Consider the following 15,723-nt stretch of genomic DNA (forward strand, 5'->3'; position numbering starts at 1 on the left):
ACAGACGTGATGACCGAGGTCTTCATCGCCATTGGTTCCAACCTGTCTGATCCGCTGGGTCAGGCTCGTCGCGCCGTTGCTGCCTTGGCAAGGTTGCCGGAATCTGTGCTGGTGGAGGCCTCGTCGTTTTACAGCAGCCGCCCCATGGGGCCTGCTGACCAGCCGGACTACGTCAATGCCGTGGCCCGGCTCAATACCCGGCTCGCGCCCCTTGCGCTGCTGGATCAATTACAAAAAATCGAGCTGGAACAGGGACGTGTGCGCAAAGATGAGCGGTGGGGGCCGAGAACTCTGGATCTCGATCTGCTGCTCTATGGGGATCAGGTGATCAACCATGAGCGCCTGATCGTACCCCACTACGGCATGAAGGAGCGGGAGTTCGTGCTGCTGCCCCTTGCCGAAATTGCGCCTGCTCTGGTGCTGCCCTGCGGCACCCCGCTCGCCCGACTGGTTGCCCGCTGCCCGCACAATGATTTGGCCATCATTGCCCCGCGTGCAGACGTACAGGAGCCTCTATGAGCAAGATCACCACCGCCAGCCTGCTGAAGATGAAGCAGGAGGGTCAAAAGTTCACCGCCATCACCGCCTATGATGCCACCTTTGCCAAGCTGTTCGACGACGAGGGTGCCCACGTGCTGCTTATCGGCGATTCACTGGGCATGGTGCTGCAAGGGGGTCAGGATACCCTGGCGGTCAACATGGATGAGATGGTCTATCACACCCGCTGTGTGGCACGTGGTGCCAGCAAGGCACTGGTGGTCGCCGACATGCCGTTCATGAGCTACGCCACTCCCGAGCAGACTTACCAGAACGCTGCCCGCCTGATGGCGGCCGGTGCCCGCATGGTGAAGATGGAAGGGGGCGACTGGCTCTGTGATTCCATCCGCCACCTTACCCGCAACGGGGTGCCGGTGTGCGGTCACCTCGGCCTCACTCCGCAATCCGTTCATGTCTTTGGTGGCTTCAAGGTGCAGGGGCGCGATGAGTTTCAGGCGCAGGAGATCTACCGTCAGGCCCTCGAACTGCAAGCGGCCGGTATCCAGCTGCTGGTGCTCGAGTGTGTGCCCACTGCGCTGGCCGAGCGCATCACCAAGGCGCTTCGCATCCCGGTGATCGGCATTGGTGCCGGCCCCGCGACCGATGGTCAGATTTTGGTGATGCACGATGCTTTTGGCGTCACCTCCGGCTATGTGCCCAAGTTCACCAAGAACTTCTTGGCCGAGACCGGCGATGTGCGTGCCGCCATCCGCCTCTATGTCCAGCAGGTGAGCGAGGGGAGCTTCCCCGGCCCGGAGCACTGCTTCAACTGATCCTGGCAGTTGCATGATGGGGGCTGCGGCCCCCGTCTCTGCTTCTCAGCCTCGCACAGTTAATCTGTATAGCTAATCCGTATCTTATTGATTCATCTAAAGGTGAACTGCTGATAGCTATGTTCGTGCCCCATCCCGCCCGAGCGCTATCTGTGGATGCAACCCGTCTCTCTTTTTGATTTATCGGAAGGTGAACTGCTGATGTTGGTCGTAAATAATCCCGTCGTTCTGCGTGAGCAGATAAGCCAATGGCGCCGTGAAGGGCGTGCCATCGCATTCGTGCCCACCATGGGCAATCTGCATCAGGGCCACCTGACGCTGGTGAAGGAGGCGCACAGCCACGCCGAGAAGGTGGTGGTCAGCATCTTCGTCAACCCGATGCAGTTCGATAAGGCCGAGGATCTTGCCAACTATCCGCGCACTCTGGAGCAGGATTGCGCTGCGCTGGAAGCCGCCGGCGTCGACATGGTATTCACCCCGACCCCGGAGATCATGTATCCGCAGGGGCTGGCCAGCCAGACCTTCGTCGAGGTGCCGGGTCTCTCCAATCTGCTGGAGGGGGCGCTGCGCCCGGGTCACTTCCGTGGTGTCAGTACCGTCGTTACCAAGCTGTTCAATCTGGTACAGCCGGATGTGGCCTGCTTTGGCCAGAAGGATTACCAGCAGCTGGCGCTTATTCGAAAGATGGTGGCCGACATGGCGATGCCCATCGAGATCGTCGGCGTGCCGACCGTGCGGGCCGAAGACGGGCTGGCGCTCTCTTCGCGCAACGGCTACCTGACTGCCGCCGAGCGTGCCATTGCCCCCGAGCTGGCGCGCACCATGAACTGGATCGCCGAGCAGATTGAAGCGGGTGACCACCACCTGCCCTCCTTGGTGGCTCAGGCCAGCCAGCGCCTCGACAATGCCGGTTTTCGTACCGATGCCATCGACATCGTCGATGCCGCCACCCTCGAATCCGCCACAGACGAGAGCGCGCAGCTGGTGATCCTGATGGCTGCCTATCTGGGCAAGGCCCGCCTTATCGACAACCGCGTCGTCACCGTAAAGAAGTAATTCCCCCGATTGTCAGCGGACGCCTTCCCGGGCGTCCGCTGCTTTTTCACGCCTGCCATTTGGCGTTTTCCCTCGCGACTCTGCTCGCACCCGCTGTTTTCTCTCTCCACAATCGGCCCTGATGGCCGCTACAGGTGTTTATTTATGTTTACCTTGTTTGCTTCGTTGCTCTTCTGTCTGCTCTGTTTTGCCCTGACCCGGCTACCCGCTTCGGTGCCGCTCTCGCGCAAGGTACTTGCAGGTCTGCTGCTTGGCGCCCTGTTCGGGCTGGCGCTGCAACTGGGTTGGGGCGCCGATGATGCCGGCGTTCAGCAGACCCTGGAGTGGGTCAATATCGTCGGCGGTGGCTATGTCAGCCTGCTCAAGGTGGTGATGATGCCGCTGGTGTTTGCCTCCATCCTCTCCGCTATCAACAAGCTGGAGCAGGCCCAGTCTCTCGGCAAGATCAGCGCCGTGCTGATCGGTTCCATGCTGACCCTAGTGATGATCGCCGGTGTGGTGGGGATGACCATCACCCACCTGAGCGGTCTCACGGCAGCCGGGTTGTTGAGTCACGGTAGCGACAGCGCCACCCTGCAACAGAGCATGAGCACCATCGACAGTGCCCAGCCCCTGCCTGCCCTGCTGCTCTCGCTGGTGCCCACCAACTTCGCCGCCGATATGGCGGGTAGCCGTAGCCTCTCGGTGATCGGGGTGGTGATCTTCACCGTGTTGGCCGGGGTTGCTCTGCTCCAGATGAAGGCGGAGCACCCGGAGGCGGGTGCCCGCGCCGCTGTCGCCATCGACACTCTGCAACTGTGGGTAATGAAGATGGTGCGGGTGGTGATTGCGCTCACCCCCTATGGGGTGATGGCGCTGATTGCCCGGGTGGTGGCCCACTATCCGCTGAGCGAGATCCTCAGCCTGCTCGGTTTTATTCTGGTCTGCTACGTCGCCATTCTGGCGATGTTTGCAGTGCACATGGTGATCCTGTTGCTGATCGGCCAGAACCCGCTGCACTATTTGCGGGAAGTATGGGGCGTGCTTACCTTCGCTTTTGTCTCCCGCAGCAGCGCGGCTTCCATCCCGCTCAGCATCGAGACCCAGCAGCGCCTTGGGGTGCCCGCCAGCATCGCCAACTTTGCCGCCTCGTTCGGTGCCAACCTCGGCCAGAACGGCTGTGCCGGCATCTATCCGGCCATGATGGTGGCGATGATCGCCCCCATGCTCGGCATTAACCCGTTTGATCCCCTGTTCCTGCTGACTTTGCTGCCAGTGATTGCACTGGGCTCCATCGGGGTGGCCGGCGTTGGCGGTGGAGGCACCTTCGCCGCGCTGATCGTGCTCTCCACCCTCAACTTCCCCATCGCGCTGGTGGGGGTGATGATCGCCATCGAGCCACTGGTGGATATGGGCCGCACTGCTCTCAACGTCAACGGCTCCATCATGGCGGCCATGATCACCAAGCGGTTGCTGGGCAAGCAGCAGCTGGCCAACGTGGAGACGGTGCAGACGCAGGCCGCCAGCTAACCCCGAGAGTTGTCCAATATGAAAGAAGCCCGCAGTTGCGGGCTTCTTTATGTCGACTGTATTGCCTTGTGAGCAAACGCGGTTACTCGGCAGAGACGGGGTAACCGGCTCCTTTCCAGGCGAAGATGCCGCCCGGCACCCGATAGACCTGTTGATAGCCCTGAGTCACCGCCCAGGCGGCGGCATTGTGGCTGCGGCCGCACTTGACGAAGCCGCAGTAGATCACCACCGGGCGGGACTTGTCTTCACCCAGCAGCGCCTGGAACTGCTCCGCCGTGCCGCTCCCCTCGACTATTTCGCTCCAGTTGTCGCCGGACTTGGCCTCCTTCACGAAGACAAAGTTCTTGGCGCCCGGGATGTGCTCTTTCTTGTAGGAGTCCTCATAGGGCATGGTGTCGATGATCACCAGCTCCTCACCCTTGTCCATCCGGGTCTTCAGCTCGGCCACGGCCAGCAGCTGATAGCCCCCCTGCTGCGCCTCCTGTGCCAGCTGCACCGCCGACTGCTCCAGCTTCACCTCCTGCTCGAACTGGTTATCGCCACAGCCCGCGAGGGCAAAGCTGGCGGCGATCAGCGAGGCCAGCAGGGTGCGGGATCGCAATGTCATCATGTCACTACTCCTTTAGAATGGGAAAAACGGGGCGGGAAGTTCGCAGCAGGGCGCCCGCAAGCGTCAGTAGCAGCAGATCCCGCACAATGGCCTCCGGCAACGAGCCGAGATCAGCCCTGCCCAGACAGCCGCAAGAGATGTCGAGCCCGATGGCAACGCCATAGCCCAACACCGGAATAAACAGGGTGAGCAGCCCGATCACCAGCCAGAGTCCCCAGCGCCGGTTGGCGATGACTGCAAGCCCGGCGCAGAGCTCAAGGGCGACCAGCCCCCAGGCCACCGGCGGGATCAGTGACGGCCAGATCAGCCCGAAGGCCGCGATCTGTTCGACAAACAGGGCGGGGGAGACCAGCTTGAACCCAGCGGAGGCGAGAAAGAATCCCCCCAGCGCCAGATTGGCCAGCATGCGCAGATAAACGGCCATGGGATAGATCTTTATCATCCATGACTCCGACTGCCAGCCACAGGCGTTTGCTTCGCCATGTCCGGGCTATCGGCCGGATAGCGGGCCAGCTCCTGATAGTCGCCGTCCGCTTCGCAGCGAAAGACGGCAGCGGTTTCACCGCGCTGGCACCACTGCTGCCACTCATCTGGCGGGCAGTGGAGGCGAATGGCGAGGCCACAGCCGGCGCTGAGCAGGCGCGGCACGTCGCAGACCCGAAACGACTGGTCGTGTTGCTCCAGCCGCTTGCGCATCCTGACCGTGCCGAGGGTGGAGTGGAACAGGTAGAGAAACTCCTGATTCATGATTTGCCTCCCGTGCTGGCGCGCGCGCCGAACAGGGCGGCCCCCAGCGCACCGGCAAACTGGGCATCCGGGTGGGTGGTCACTTCGCAGCCCAATCCTTCGGCCAGATAGTGGCGGAAGGTGGCGCAGTGGCTGACGCCGCCGGTAAAGAGTACGCTCGGTCGGGCGCCGAGGCGGCCGATAAAGTTGGCACTGCGCCGGGCCATGGAGCGGACGATACCGGCCAGGATTGACTCGGCCGGAATGCCCGCCGAGCGCAGGCTGATCGCCTCCGATTCGGCAAACACGGTACACATGCTGCTGATGTCGTGGGGCTCGGCCCCTTGCAGCAATTCGTCAAGCAGCTCGACCCGAGCTCCCAGAGTGCGGGTGATCACCTCGAGAAAGCGACCGGTGCCGGCGGCGCACTTGTCGTTCATCAGAAAATCGGTGAGGTTGCCGTCGCTATCGAGCTGGATCACCTTGCTGTCCTGCCCGCCGATGTCGATGACGGTGTGTACCGACGGGCAGAGCAGGCGAGCCCCCAGCCCATGGCAGGAGATCTCGGTAACCCGGCGATCGGCGAACGACGCCAGATCGCGGCCATAGCCGGTCAGGGTCAGGTGGGGGCGCTCTGGCAAATCGGCCGAGAGCTCCTCCCAGCCTTGCTCGATGGCAGCCAGCGGACGAAAGGGGGTCGGCACCAGAAAACGGCAGACGATACGCCCGCCATCCCGGCTGTCGAACAGGATCCCCTTGGTCGCGGTGGAGCCCGAGTCAATCCCGATGGAGAGTGACACTACGCCTCCTTACAGCATCTCGATAAAGGCGGCCAGCCGGGTGGCCAGTTGTCCCTTGTCGGCGCTGGAGTAGTCGGTCTCGACTGCCATGTAGGGGATACCGTGGCGTTCGCGCACATGGCGCTTGATGGCGAGCGACTCCACCGCATAGGTGTGGCAAGCCTGCAGGATCACATCGATCACTCCGTCTGGCTGATACTCCTCCACCATCTGGCTCAGCAGATTCATGCGCTGGTGGTTGGGGGAGATGCAGGAGCAGCCGATGGCCAGATACTTGTCGGTCAGCGCATCGAACGGGTCGCCCTCTTCGCTGACGCACTGCTCGGTTGCCTTGGCGCCGGTGCAGTTCTCGTAACCCACCACCCAGCCGCCGTGCTCCTCGATGAGGCGCACCACCTTGTCGGCCGCGCCGCCGATGGGGCAGCCGGTGATGAGGATGCGCGGGCGGGCATCGAGCCGCTTGCCCTCGGCATACTCTACCTTGATGCGGCGGGTCATCTCCTGCAGCTCGCTGATGAGCTGCTCCTTGTCGAAGCGGAAGATGGCACCATAGACCACCTTGAGCAGGTCGGTACCGCTGAGTGCCGGCGGATTGAGCTGGCCCAGCCGGTAGAAATCGGCCAGCGCGCGGCGCTCGCGGTTTTTCAGCACGATGGCGTCTCGCAATGCCTGCTCGCTGATGGGCTTGCCGAACTGCTGCTCCAGCAACTCCTTGAAGCGGACGATTTCGCTGCGCCACAGGGTGCGGGAGGCCTCGTCATCGGCGCGGTTGGGCAACTGCATCACATGCACCGGTTTGAACTCTGCCATGTACTCGTACATCTTCTTCTTGCCGTCGCAGGTGGTTTCCCCCACCACCAGATCGGAGAAGTAGAAGTAGGGGCACTTGTCGGTCTTGCCGAACCCGTAGCTGCTCTTGATGAGCGGGCAGAGGTTGCGGGGCAGATCCTTTTCGGCCTCCTCGATGGTCTCGTCGCTGGTGGAGCAGAGCGATACCACCACGGCGCCGGCGGCTATCGCCACCTCCTGCGGCATAAAGGTGCAGTAGGTACCGATCAGGGGGATCTGTCGCTCCTTGAGTGCCATTACAGCCAGAAAGCCCTGCCGACGGGCATCTGAAAAACTATCGAATATGGCTGGCAACTCGGTGATAAGTGACATAGGCGATCCTGCCCTGATGAGAGAAATGAAGAGACGGACGAGCCATCCATGACGGCACATCCAACCGCGAGAATTATACCTTTGGGGGTAATTCGAAAATTGCGGTGGATCACAAGGTGTCAGGTAAATCCTTAATGACAGGCAGGTTATTGAGAAGGGGGCTGGCAGGTTGAAGGGGCTAGAGGGGGAATAAAAAACGGGCACCGCGAGGTGCCCGTTTTGGTCATTAGTGGCGAAGGCCGGTGCCGCGGGAGATAAGCCACCAGGCGATGCCGTAGAGGGCCACGATAAAGCCGATGATGATGAGGTAGGCGGTGCCGAGCGGCACGTCGGAGATACCGAGGAAACCGTAACGGAACGCGTTCACCATGTAGATGATGGGGTTCACCTGGGAGACCCCCTGCCAGAAGGGGGGCAGCAGGCTGATGGAGTAGAACACTCCACCCAGATAGGTGAGCGGCGTCAGCACGAAGGTGGGGATGATGCTGATGTCGTCGAAGGTCTTGGCAAACACCGCGTTGATGAGTCCCCCCAGCGAGAAGAGGATCGCGGTGAGCAGCACGGTCACGCAGACGCTGAACAGATGGTGGATCTGCAGCGGCACGAAGAACAGCGACACCAGGGTGACGATAAGGCCGACACAGAGGCCGCGTGCCACGCCACCGCCCACGTAACCGGCGATGATGACGTAGTTGGGCACCGGTGCCACCAGCATCTCCTCGATATTGCGCTGGAACTTGGCGCTGAAGAAGGAGGAGGCGACGTTGGAGTAGGAGTTGGTGATCACCGACATCATGATGAGGCCGGGCACGATGAACTCCATGTAGGTGAAACCGCCCATGTCACCGATGCGCGAACCGATCAGGTTGCCGAAGATGACGAAGTAGAGGCTCATGGTGATGGCCGGTGGCACCAGGGTCTGGATCCAGATCCGGGTAAAGCGGCTCACCTCTTTGGCCAGAATGCTCTTGAAGGCGATGTAGTAGATGGCCAGATTCATGCTTTTCTCCCCTCTTCGACCAGATTGACGAACAGCTCTTCCAGCCGGTTGGCCTTGTTGCGCATGCTCACGACCTGCACTTGCTGGTTCGACAACTGCTCGAACAGGCTGTTGAGTGACTGGCTCTTGTCGAGATCCACCTCAAGAGTGCGCTCATCCGGCATGCGGCCGTTGAACTCTGGTACCTCGGGTACGGCAGAACCTGGCGCAAGGTCGAGCAGGAAGGTCTCGCGACCCAGCTTGCCCAGCAGATTCTTCATGCTGGTGTTCTCGATCAGCCGACCCTTGTCGATGATGCCGATGTTGCGGCAGAGCATCTCGGCCTCTTCCAGATAGTGGGTGGTGAGGATGATGGTGACGCCCTGCTCGTTGAGATCCTTGAGGAAGGTCCACATGGAGCGTCGGATCTCGATATCGACCCCGGCGGTCGGTTCATCGAGGATCAGCAGCTTGGGCTCGTGCATCAGGGCGCGGGCGATCATCAGGCGGCGCTTCATACCGCCGGAGAGGGTGCGGGCAGGCATGTCACGCTTCTCCCACAGATCGAGCTGACGAAGGTACTTCTCGGCGCGGATCTTGGCTTCCGCCTTGGGTACGCCGTAGAAACCGGCCTGATGGGTGACAATCTGGATCACCTTCTCGAACTGGCTGAAGTTGAACTCCTGCGGCACCAGTCCGAGCTGGGCCTTGGCCTGTTCCAGATCGCTGTCGATGTCGTAGCCAAACACCTTCACCTTGCCGGCGCTCTTGTTCACCAGCGAGCTGATGACGCCGATGGTGGTGGATTTGCCCGCGCCGTTCGGGCCGAGCAGGGCGAAGAAATCCCCCTGCCTGACGGTAAGATCGATGCCTTTAAGGGCTTCGACGCCCCCCTGATAGGTCTTTTTCAGGCCGCTGATTTCCAGTGCGTTCATTGCAACCTCTGTGATGGTTGAATCCGGCTCGATACAGAAAAGGCGGCCAAGGCCGCCTGCACAGAGTAAAGGGCGCAAGGCCGCTTCACCCGTGATATTCCTGAACCTGGCTTACTCCTGGGGTACCACTTTGCCGATAAACGGCAGGTTGCGGTACTTCTGGGCGTAGTCGATGCCACAGCCGACCACGAATTCGTCCGGAATGGCGAAGCCAATCCAGTCGACCGGCACCTGCACTTCGCGGCGGGAGGGTTTGTCCAGCAGGGTGCAGATGGCCAGGGATTTCGGCTCGCGCAGGGAGAGGATCTCGCGCACCTTGTTGAGGGTGTAACCGGTGTCGATGATGTCTTCCACGATCACCACATCCTTGCCCTTGATGTCGTCGTCCAGATCTTTGAGGATGCGGACGTCACGGGTGCTGTGCATGCCGGAGCCGTAGCTGGAGGCGGTCATGAAGTCCAGGGTGATGGGCAGCTGGCACTGGCGGCAGAGGTCGGCCAGGAAGATGCAGGAACCGCGCAGCAGCGCAATCATCACGACTTCGTCAGAACCCTGATAGCGGGCGGTGATCTCTTCACCCAATTTGGCGATCCGGGCGGCTACTTCAGCCTCGGAGATCATCACCTCGACGGTGTGTTTCATCACTTACTCCCATAAGGCCAAAGGGGATTTGGCCGTTCATGAATATCAAAACCGATGATTCTACCACTCATGTTGAAGGGTGCTAGAGATACGTGGTGCTTTTATCGGCTTATTTTAATTGATAGAGTTAGCAGGCACTCAGGCATGATTAGTTAAAATACTATAAACACCATAATCAATAACTATTAGATGATAAAAACTATGGAACCACGCGCAGAAATAAGACGTCGTACCCGGCTGTCGCCGGAAGCTCGTCGCTCCCAATTGATGGAATGTGCCATCGAGGTGTTCTCCCGTCGCGGCATTGGCCGTGCAGGTCACGCCGAGATAGCCGAACAGGCCAAGGTCTCTGTGGCTACCGTCTTCAACTATTTCAACACCCGCGAGGAGTTGGTAGATGAGGTGCTGGCCGAGATCGAACGCTTTGTGAACCAAATGCTGTCGCAGGCATACGGTGACCAGGGCTCCATTTTCGACAAGATCCAGCGTCATGTACGCCTCTCTGTCGATGCCGCCTACGATCAACCGGATTATGCCGGTATCTGGCTGGAGTGGAGCTCATCGGTTCGGGAAGAGGTATGGCCCCGCTATACCCGGCTGCTCGATCACTGCCTTGAGCTGATCGCCAGCGAGCTGCAAACCGCCATGGATGCAGGGGAGATCACCAGCGTGCTGTCAGCACAGGATCTGGCCCGCTCTTTGACCGGTTTTGGCTATGTGATGATGCAGATGATCAATCAACCTCAGCGCCCGGCGCGCCAAGAGGTGACTGATTTCCTGTTCAAGTACGTGACGGCGCCAATTCAGGCTCGCTAACACGGCTTAACGAAAAAATGGCGTCACTCATTGAGTGGCGCCGTTTTTTTATGGCCGAATGTGGCGGTCACCTCAATGGTGGCCATAGCCCCAGCGGTGGGTCAGCTCATGCTCGACACCCAGATGATCGAGGATGCGGGCGACCATAAAGTCCACCAGATCGGCGATGCTTTTCGGCTCATGATAGAAACCGGGGGCCGCGGGCATGATGGTCACCCCGAGCCGTGCCAGTTTCAGCATGTTCTCCAGATGGATCGCCGAGAAGGGGGTTTCGCGGGGCACCAGGATCAGCTGGCCGCGCTCCTTGATCACCACATCCGCCGCCCGCTCCAGCAGGTTGTCCGAGGTGCCGTTGGCAATGGCCGAGATGGTGCCCATGGAGCAGGGGCAGACCACCATCTGTTTGGGGGCGGCCGAGCCGGAGGCCACCGGCGAGAACCACTCCTCCTTGCCGCAGGCGACAATCTGTCCCTCCTTGGCGCCATATTGGCGACAGAGATAAGCAGAGAGCTCTTTCGGCGAGCCGGGCCAATCCTGCTGCTGCTCGGTCTTGAGTACCACACGAGCTGCCGATGAGGCGAGTAGATAGACCCGACAGTCCGCCTGCACCAGACACTGGAGCAGGCGCAGGGCGTAGGGTGCGCCGGAGGCGCCGGTCAGCGCCAGGGTGATCGCTTTGTTCATAGTTCGCCGTGGTAATCCTTGAGGCGGGTGATCAGCTTGTCATGAATGCCGCCGAAGCCGCCGTTGCTCATGATCAGAATATGGTCGCCATCGCGGCTCTCGGCCACCAACCGGTTGATCAAGGTCTCCAGATCGTTGAATACCTTGGCGGGTCGGGTCATATGGGCCGTCACCTCGCCGAGATCCCAGCCGATGTTGGGGGGTTGGAAGAAGAACACCTCGTCGGCGCCATCGAAGCAACCTGCCAGCTCCTCCTTGTGCACCCCCAGCTTCATGGTGTTGGAGCGTGGCTCCAGTACCGCCAGAATACGGGCCTTACCCACCTTGGCGCGCAGGCCGCCGAGGGTGGTCTCGATGGCGGTGGGGTGGTGGGCGAAGTCGTCATAGACGCTGATGCCCGCCACCTCGCCCTTGAGCTCCATCCGCCGCTTGGGGGACTTGAACTGGCAGAGCGCCGCGATGCCGTGCTCCACCATCACGCCAGCATGACGGGCGGCGGCAATGGCCATCAGGCCGTTGTTGACGTTGTGTTCGCCGATGCACTCCCAGTGCACTTCGCCCTGTTTCTCGCCATCCAGCCACACCTCGAAGGCGGAGCCGTCATCGGCCAGCTTGACCGCCTTCCACTTGGCGTCGTTCTGACCCACCTGCTCCACTTCGCTCCAGCAGCCCATCTTGCGCACGGCGGTGAGGTTGTCATCGGCTTGCGGGAACAGCACCCGGCCGTTGCTCGGCACGGTGCGCATCAGGTGGTGGAACTGGCGCTGGATCGCGGCGAGATCCGGGAAGATGTCCGCGTGGTCGAACTCCAGGTTGTTCATCACCAGGGTGCGCGGGTGGTAGTGGACGAACTTGGAGCGTTTGTCGAAGAAGGCGCAGTCATACTCGTCCGCTTCGATGACGAAGAAGGGGGCAGAGCCGAGACGGGCGGAGACCGGGAAGTTGCCCGGCACGCCGCCAATAAGGAAACCGGGTTCCAGTTTGGCGTACTCCAGCACCCAGGCCAGCATGCTGGCGGTGGTGGTCTTGCCGTGGGTGCCGGCAACGGCCAGCACCCAGCGATCCTGCAGCACGTGCTCCAGCAGCCACTGGGGGCCGGAGATGTAGGGCAGATTGCGGTCCAGCACATATTCAACACAGGGGTTGCCGCGGCTCATAGCGTTGCCGATCACCACCAGATCCGGCGCCGGATCGAGTTGGGAGGGGTCATAGCCTTCGGTCAGTTCAATGCCCTGTTGCTCGAGCTGGGTACTCATGGGGGGATAGACGTTGGCATCCGAACCGGTCACCCGGTAACCAAGCTGTTTTGCCAACACCGCCAGACCACCCATAAAGGTGCCGCAGATCCCGAGAATGTGAATATGCATACCGCTTCCTTTCGCAGTAAAGGGAAGTGCGCATTCTAGGGGGTGTTGCGGTGGTGGCACAAGCCGCACTCATGGTGAGAGGCCCACAGATGCAGCACCGGAGGCAGAAATCTTGGCGCTGTTGGGATATGCGAGATTGGAATGGGCTGGTGGGCTTTATTTGAGGCTTGATATTGTGTCGCACTTTCTTACAATTCTTCGGTTTTGTGACGCACGCTACAGTTTTACGATATCGCCCTTTTCTAAAGGAGAGTCCCCATGGGCAAGTTCCTGCTTTGCTATCTGGTCGGTGGTCTGGTGGCCATCAGTTGGGCTGCGCTGCCCGCTCACGGTCCCTGGGATCAGTGGGACCTCGCGATTTTTCATACCGTCAACGGCTGGCTCGGCCAATCGGCTCTGTGGGCCGATCTGGTGGCCATCACCAATAACCGGCTGTTCGATCTGGCGGTGTTGGCCTGTATGGGGCTGATTCTGGTCCGCTGCTTCTTTGCACGGGATCTGGCGGGTCGTCGCCAGCTGGTGGCGATGGGCATAGTGATGCTGCTAAGTGCACTGGTGATCAACCAGCTTGGTCACCGATTGCCGGTGGAGCGACCCAGCCCGACCCTGATGGTGGCTGATGCGCTGCGGGTGACCCAGATCAGCGGTATTCCGACCAAGGACTCTTCCGGTGATAGCTTCCCCGGGGATCACGCCCTGTTTCTGATGATCTTCGCCGGCTACGCCTTGCGTTATCTGCCGCGCTGGGCGGGAGTCACCGCATTGCTGATGGTGCCGATCTTTTCCGCACCGCGCATTCTGGCTGGCGCCCATTGGTTTACTGATGTCTATGTCGGCGCGCTGGGACTGGCGACCCTCTGTCTGCCCTGGTTGCTGCTGACCCCGCTGGCTGATCGGCTGATAGAGCGCATCGCCCCCCGATTGGCCAGATTGCCACTGTTGCGCAGTCAGACCCACTGATTGAACGTCGCAAAATAAAACGCCCCGACATTAAAATGTCGGGGCGTTCTGTTATCCACCCGCGAGAGATCAGCCTTGATAGCCGTTCGGGTTGTTGCTTTGCCAGCGCCAGGTATCGACCATCATCTGCTCCAGACCGCGCTCTGCCTGCCAGCCCAGCTCGGCACGGGCCAGCGTCGGCTCTGCCCAGCACTCGGCGATGTCGCCTGGGCGACGGGGTTTGATCTGGTAGGGAATGGGGCGGCCGCTGGCCGCTTCAAACGCCTTGACCATCTCCAGTACCGAGTAGCCTTGACCTGTGCCCAGGTTGTAGGTGAAGACGCCGGTGTCGCTCTTGATGCGTGCCAGTGCTTTCAGGTGACCGATGGCGAGATCCACCACATGGATGTAGTCGCGCACGCCGGTGCCATCCGGGGTCGGGTAGTCGTTGCCAAATACCCCCAGCTCCTTGAGCTTGCCGACACCCACCTGGCTGATATAGGGCAGCAGGTTGTTGGGGATGCCGTTGGGATCTTCACCAATCAGGCCGCTCTCGTGGGCGCCGACCGGGTTGAAGTAACGCAGCAGTACGATAGCCCAGCGGGGATCGGATTTGGCGAGATCGCGCAGGATCTCCTCCACCATCAGCTTGGAGCGACCATAGGGGTTGGTGGCGCTGGTGGGGAAATCTTCCCGCAGCGGTACCGAGGCGGGATCGCCATAGACGGTGGCCGAGGAGCTGAATACCAGCCGGAAAACGCCAGCTTTGGCCATCTCTTCGCACAGCACCAGAGTGCCGCTGATGTTGTTCTGGTAGTAGGTGAGCGGGATCTGGCTCGACTCCCCGACCGCCTTGAGGCCGGCGAAGTGGATGACCGATTCGATCTGGTGGTTGGCGAACAGCTGCTGCAGGCAGGCTCTGTCCAGCACATCCCCTTCGACGAAGGTGACCGGTTTGCCGGTGATCTGCTCGACCCGCTTGAGTGACTCCGGTGAGGAGTTGGAGAGGTTGTCGAGTACCACGACCTGCTGCCCCGCGCCCAGCAGCTCAACCAGGGTGTGGGAGCCGATATAGCCAGCGCCCCCTGTGACCAGTATTGTCATTTTTTATCCCGTGTTCTGGTGAAACTGGGGCAGAGTCTACCCGTCCTGCCCGCTCGGGAAAAGGTTGAGATGCCAATGAAGCCCTTTGTGTATCTCAATAATCGAGACTGATATCCCCTTTCGCGGTGCAGGAGCAGGCCAGAGCAACGCCGCTCTCCAGATCCTGCGCACTCAAGGTCATCACGCTCTGGCGCTCGATGTCACCTGTGGTGGTGCAACGACAGCTGCCACATACCCCGGAGCGACAAGCCGCCATCATGGTTTCGCCTGCAGCTTCCAGCGCCGCCAGCAGGGTCTGACCCGGCAGGATTTTCACCTTTTTTCCGCTCTTTTTCAGGGTTAGCCAGAAGTGATCGCTGGTGGTCGTGGCGGGCTTTGCGGGGGGAAGACCAAAGGACTCCTGATGCAGTTGCTCCGGTGGCAATCCCAGCTCTGCCAGCATGGTGCTGACCGCCGCCATATAGGGTGCCGGGCCGCAGAGATAGACATGGCGTTCGCGCAGATCCGGGGCCAGCTCGGCCAGCATGGCGGGGGTGAGTCGGCCCACCCAGGGATGAGCCGTTGGCGCCTCTTCCAGTATCAGGGCATGGCGTACACCGGGATGAGCTTCGGCCAATGCAGCCAAGTCATCTGCGAAGATCACATCTGCTGGCGAGCGGGCGCTATGGATAAAGCGGATATCGGCATCCGGCCGTTTGGCGAGCTCGTCTCGCAGCATGGCCCACATGGGGGTGATGCCGGAACCGGCGCTCAAGAGCAGTGGTCGTTCGCAGGGCAAGGCGGTCAGGTTGAAGTCGCCAAAGGGACCATCCACCCGGATCTCGTCGCCCACTTGCAGGGTCTGGTGCAGATGGCGAGATACCCGTCCCACATCCTTGATGGTGACCTGCCAGCATGAATCCTGCGGGCTGGAGGAGAGGGTATAGGCGCGGCACTCCGGCTGGCCGTCGATCTCGGTGTGCAGGGTGATGCACTGGCCTGCCAGCACGGGAGGGAGGCTGCCGGAAAACGGCACCAGCTGCCAGCTCACTACGTCGTGGGTGTTCTGTTGGCGGCCAATGCAGGTGAGCGTGAGAGAGGTCATC

At 60.9% G+C, this 15,723-nt stretch carries 18 protein-coding genes; 6 read left to right on the plus strand and 12 right to left on the minus strand.

The genetic code is table 11. From position 1 onward, the window contains the following. Window positions 1-9: 9 nt before the first annotated feature. From folK to WBR25_RS03535, 4 genes are all read left to right on the plus strand, one after another. Complete coding sequence (folK, locus tag WBR25_RS03520; protein ID WP_005354659.1) at window positions 10-519, plus strand: 2-amino-4-hydroxy-6-hydroxymethyldihydropteridine diphosphokinase; 510 nt, start codon at window positions 10-12, stop codon at window positions 517-519. After that, entirely contained in the window at window positions 516-1,310 is a 795-nt protein-coding gene (panB, locus tag WBR25_RS03525; protein ID WP_005335640.1) for a 3-methyl-2-oxobutanoate hydroxymethyltransferase, read from the plus strand. The genes folK and panB overlap by 4 nt, the downstream gene beginning before the upstream one ends. 201 nt (window positions 1,311-1,511) lie before the next feature. After that, window positions 1,512-2,366, plus strand: a complete 855-nt coding sequence (gene panC / locus WBR25_RS03530) for a pantoate--beta-alanine ligase (RefSeq protein ID WP_019445357.1) — start codon at window positions 1,512-1,514, stop codon at window positions 2,364-2,366. Between the two features lie 144 nt (window positions 2,367-2,510). Continuing rightward, complete coding sequence (locus WBR25_RS03535) at window positions 2,511-3,875, plus strand: cation:dicarboxylate symporter family transporter (protein WP_479749414.1); 1,365 nt, start codon at window positions 2,511-2,513, stop codon at window positions 3,873-3,875. Window positions 3,876-3,957: 82 nt separating this feature from the next. Here the strand turns inward: WBR25_RS03535 and WBR25_RS03540 are convergent, their stop codons facing one another. The 8 genes from WBR25_RS03540 to hpt all read right to left on the minus strand — a co-directional run bounded on the left by WBR25_RS03540 (window position 3,958) and on the right by hpt (window position 9,728). Beyond that, window positions 3,958-4,485: a rhodanese-like domain-containing protein gene (locus WBR25_RS03540; RefSeq protein ID WP_479749415.1), complete on the minus strand. Its 528-nt coding sequence runs from the start codon at window positions 4,483-4,485 to the stop codon at window positions 3,958-3,960. A 4-nt stretch (window positions 4,486-4,489) separates the two neighbouring features. Beyond that, window positions 4,490-4,927: a MauE/DoxX family redox-associated membrane protein gene (locus WBR25_RS03545; RefSeq protein ID WP_479749416.1), complete on the minus strand. Its 438-nt coding sequence runs from the start codon at window positions 4,925-4,927 to the stop codon at window positions 4,490-4,492. After that, window positions 4,924-5,232: a putative Se/S carrier protein gene (locus WBR25_RS03550; RefSeq protein WP_479749417.1), complete on the minus strand. Its 309-nt coding sequence runs from the start codon at window positions 5,230-5,232 to the stop codon at window positions 4,924-4,926. Before WBR25_RS03550 ends, WBR25_RS03545 begins: the two co-directional genes overlap by 4 nt. Further along, complete coding sequence (locus tag WBR25_RS03555) at window positions 5,229-6,011, minus strand: acyl-CoA dehydratase activase (protein ID WP_479749418.1); 783 nt, start codon at window positions 6,009-6,011, stop codon at window positions 5,229-5,231. The genes WBR25_RS03550 and WBR25_RS03555 overlap by 4 nt, the downstream gene beginning before the upstream one ends. Before the next feature lie 9 nt (window positions 6,012-6,020). After that, complete coding sequence (locus WBR25_RS03560; protein WP_479749419.1) at window positions 6,021-7,172, minus strand: double-cubane-cluster-containing anaerobic reductase; 1,152 nt, start codon at window positions 7,170-7,172, stop codon at window positions 6,021-6,023. A gap of 226 nt (window positions 7,173-7,398) precedes the next feature. Next, complete coding sequence (locus WBR25_RS03565; RefSeq protein ID WP_005362866.1) at window positions 7,399-8,172, minus strand: ABC transporter permease; 774 nt, start codon at window positions 8,170-8,172, stop codon at window positions 7,399-7,401. Continuing rightward, window positions 8,169-9,086 (minus strand): ABC transporter ATP-binding protein, encoded by a 918-nt coding sequence (locus WBR25_RS03570; RefSeq protein ID WP_005354634.1) that lies wholly within the window; start codon window positions 9,084-9,086, stop codon window positions 8,169-8,171. The genes WBR25_RS03565 and WBR25_RS03570 overlap by 4 nt, the downstream gene beginning before the upstream one ends. A gap of 111 nt (window positions 9,087-9,197) precedes the next feature. Further along, a complete protein-coding gene (gene hpt / locus WBR25_RS03575) occupies window positions 9,198-9,728 on the minus strand; it encodes a hypoxanthine phosphoribosyltransferase (protein WP_005335618.1) in 531 nt (176 codons plus the stop codon). 201 nt (window positions 9,729-9,929) lie between these two features. Between hpt and WBR25_RS03580 the strand changes: the two genes are divergently transcribed. Further along, window positions 9,930-10,544 carry a TetR/AcrR family transcriptional regulator gene (locus WBR25_RS03580; RefSeq protein ID WP_042079938.1) on the plus strand — a complete coding sequence of 205 codons (615 nt, stop codon included), beginning with the start codon at window positions 9,930-9,932 and terminating at the stop codon, window positions 10,542-10,544. Window positions 10,545-10,616: 72 nt separating this feature from the next. Here the strand turns inward: WBR25_RS03580 and WBR25_RS03585 are convergent, their stop codons facing one another. Further along, window positions 10,617-11,228 carry a flavin prenyltransferase UbiX gene (locus WBR25_RS03585; RefSeq protein ID WP_201973536.1) on the minus strand — a complete coding sequence of 204 codons (612 nt, stop codon included), beginning with the start codon at window positions 11,226-11,228 and terminating at the stop codon, window positions 10,617-10,619. Next, window positions 11,225-12,595, minus strand: a complete 1,371-nt coding sequence (gene mpl / locus WBR25_RS03590) for a UDP-N-acetylmuramate:L-alanyl-gamma-D-glutamyl-meso-diaminopimelate ligase (RefSeq protein ID WP_201973534.1) — start codon at window positions 12,593-12,595, stop codon at window positions 11,225-11,227. Before mpl ends, WBR25_RS03585 begins: the two co-directional genes overlap by 4 nt. Before the next feature lie 258 nt (window positions 12,596-12,853). Here mpl and WBR25_RS03595 point away from each other — a divergent pair, with 258 nt between their 5' ends. Continuing rightward, window positions 12,854-13,555, plus strand: a complete 702-nt coding sequence (locus WBR25_RS03595) for a phosphatase PAP2 family protein (RefSeq protein ID WP_201973532.1) — start codon at window positions 12,854-12,856, stop codon at window positions 13,553-13,555. A gap of 69 nt (window positions 13,556-13,624) precedes the next feature. Here the strand turns inward: WBR25_RS03595 and galE are convergent, their stop codons facing one another. Next, a complete protein-coding gene (gene galE / locus WBR25_RS03600; RefSeq protein ID WP_005335608.1) occupies window positions 13,625-14,638 on the minus strand; it encodes a UDP-glucose 4-epimerase GalE in 1,014 nt (337 codons plus the stop codon). A 94-nt stretch (window positions 14,639-14,732) separates the two neighbouring features. Next, a complete protein-coding gene (locus WBR25_RS03605; protein ID WP_479749420.1) occupies window positions 14,733-15,722 on the minus strand; it encodes an FAD-binding oxidoreductase in 990 nt (329 codons plus the stop codon). Window position 15,723 lies beyond the last annotated feature (1 nt).

It is taken from the genome of Aeromonas sp. MTB (assembly GCF_056632455.1).

What these genes read in the sequence shown, in the direction of transcription:
- folK (WP_005354659.1), top strand. Translation starts at nt 10, where the DNA reads ATGACCGAGGTCTTCATCGCCATTGGTTCCAACCTGTCTGATCCGCTG.
- panB (WP_005335640.1), top strand. Translation starts at nt 516, where the DNA reads ATGAGCAAGATCACCACCGCCAGCCTGCTGAAGATGAAGCAGGAGGGT.
- panC (WP_019445357.1), top strand. Translation starts at nt 1,512, where the DNA reads ATGTTGGTCGTAAATAATCCCGTCGTTCTGCGTGAGCAGATAAGCCAA.
- WBR25_RS03535 (WP_479749414.1), top strand. Translation starts at nt 2,511, where the DNA reads ATGTTTACCTTGTTTGCTTCGTTGCTCTTCTGTCTGCTCTGTTTTGCC.
- WBR25_RS03540 (WP_479749415.1), bottom strand. Translation starts at nt 4,485, where the DNA reads ATGATGACATTGCGATCCCGCACCCTGCTGGCCTCGCTGATCGCCGCC.
- WBR25_RS03545 (WP_479749416.1), bottom strand. Translation starts at nt 4,927, where the DNA reads ATGATAAAGATCTATCCCATGGCCGTTTATCTGCGCATGCTGGCCAAT.
- WBR25_RS03550 (WP_479749417.1), bottom strand. Translation starts at nt 5,232, where the DNA reads ATGAATCAGGAGTTTCTCTACCTGTTCCACTCCACCCTCGGCACGGTC.
- WBR25_RS03560 (WP_479749419.1), bottom strand. Translation starts at nt 7,172, where the DNA reads ATGTCACTTATCACCGAGTTGCCAGCCATATTCGATAGTTTTTCAGAT.
- WBR25_RS03565 (WP_005362866.1), bottom strand. Translation starts at nt 8,172, where the DNA reads ATGAATCTGGCCATCTACTACATCGCCTTCAAGAGCATTCTGGCCAAA.
- WBR25_RS03570 (WP_005354634.1), bottom strand. Translation starts at nt 9,086, where the DNA reads ATGAACGCACTGGAAATCAGCGGCCTGAAAAAGACCTATCAGGGGGGC.
- hpt (WP_005335618.1), bottom strand. Translation starts at nt 9,728, where the DNA reads ATGAAACACACCGTCGAGGTGATGATCTCCGAGGCTGAAGTAGCCGCC.
- WBR25_RS03580 (WP_042079938.1), top strand. Translation starts at nt 9,930, where the DNA reads ATGGAACCACGCGCAGAAATAAGACGTCGTACCCGGCTGTCGCCGGAA.
- WBR25_RS03585 (WP_201973536.1), bottom strand. Translation starts at nt 11,228, where the DNA reads ATGAACAAAGCGATCACCCTGGCGCTGACCGGCGCCTCCGGCGCACCC.
- mpl (WP_201973534.1), bottom strand. Translation starts at nt 12,595, where the DNA reads ATGCATATTCACATTCTCGGGATCTGCGGCACCTTTATGGGTGGTCTG.
- WBR25_RS03595 (WP_201973532.1), top strand. Translation starts at nt 12,854, where the DNA reads ATGGGCAAGTTCCTGCTTTGCTATCTGGTCGGTGGTCTGGTGGCCATC.
- galE (WP_005335608.1), bottom strand. Translation starts at nt 14,638, where the DNA reads ATGACAATACTGGTCACAGGGGGCGCTGGCTATATCGGCTCCCACACC.
- WBR25_RS03605 (WP_479749420.1), bottom strand. Translation starts at nt 15,722, where the DNA reads ATGACCTCTCTCACGCTCACCTGCATTGGCCGCCAACAGAACACCCAC.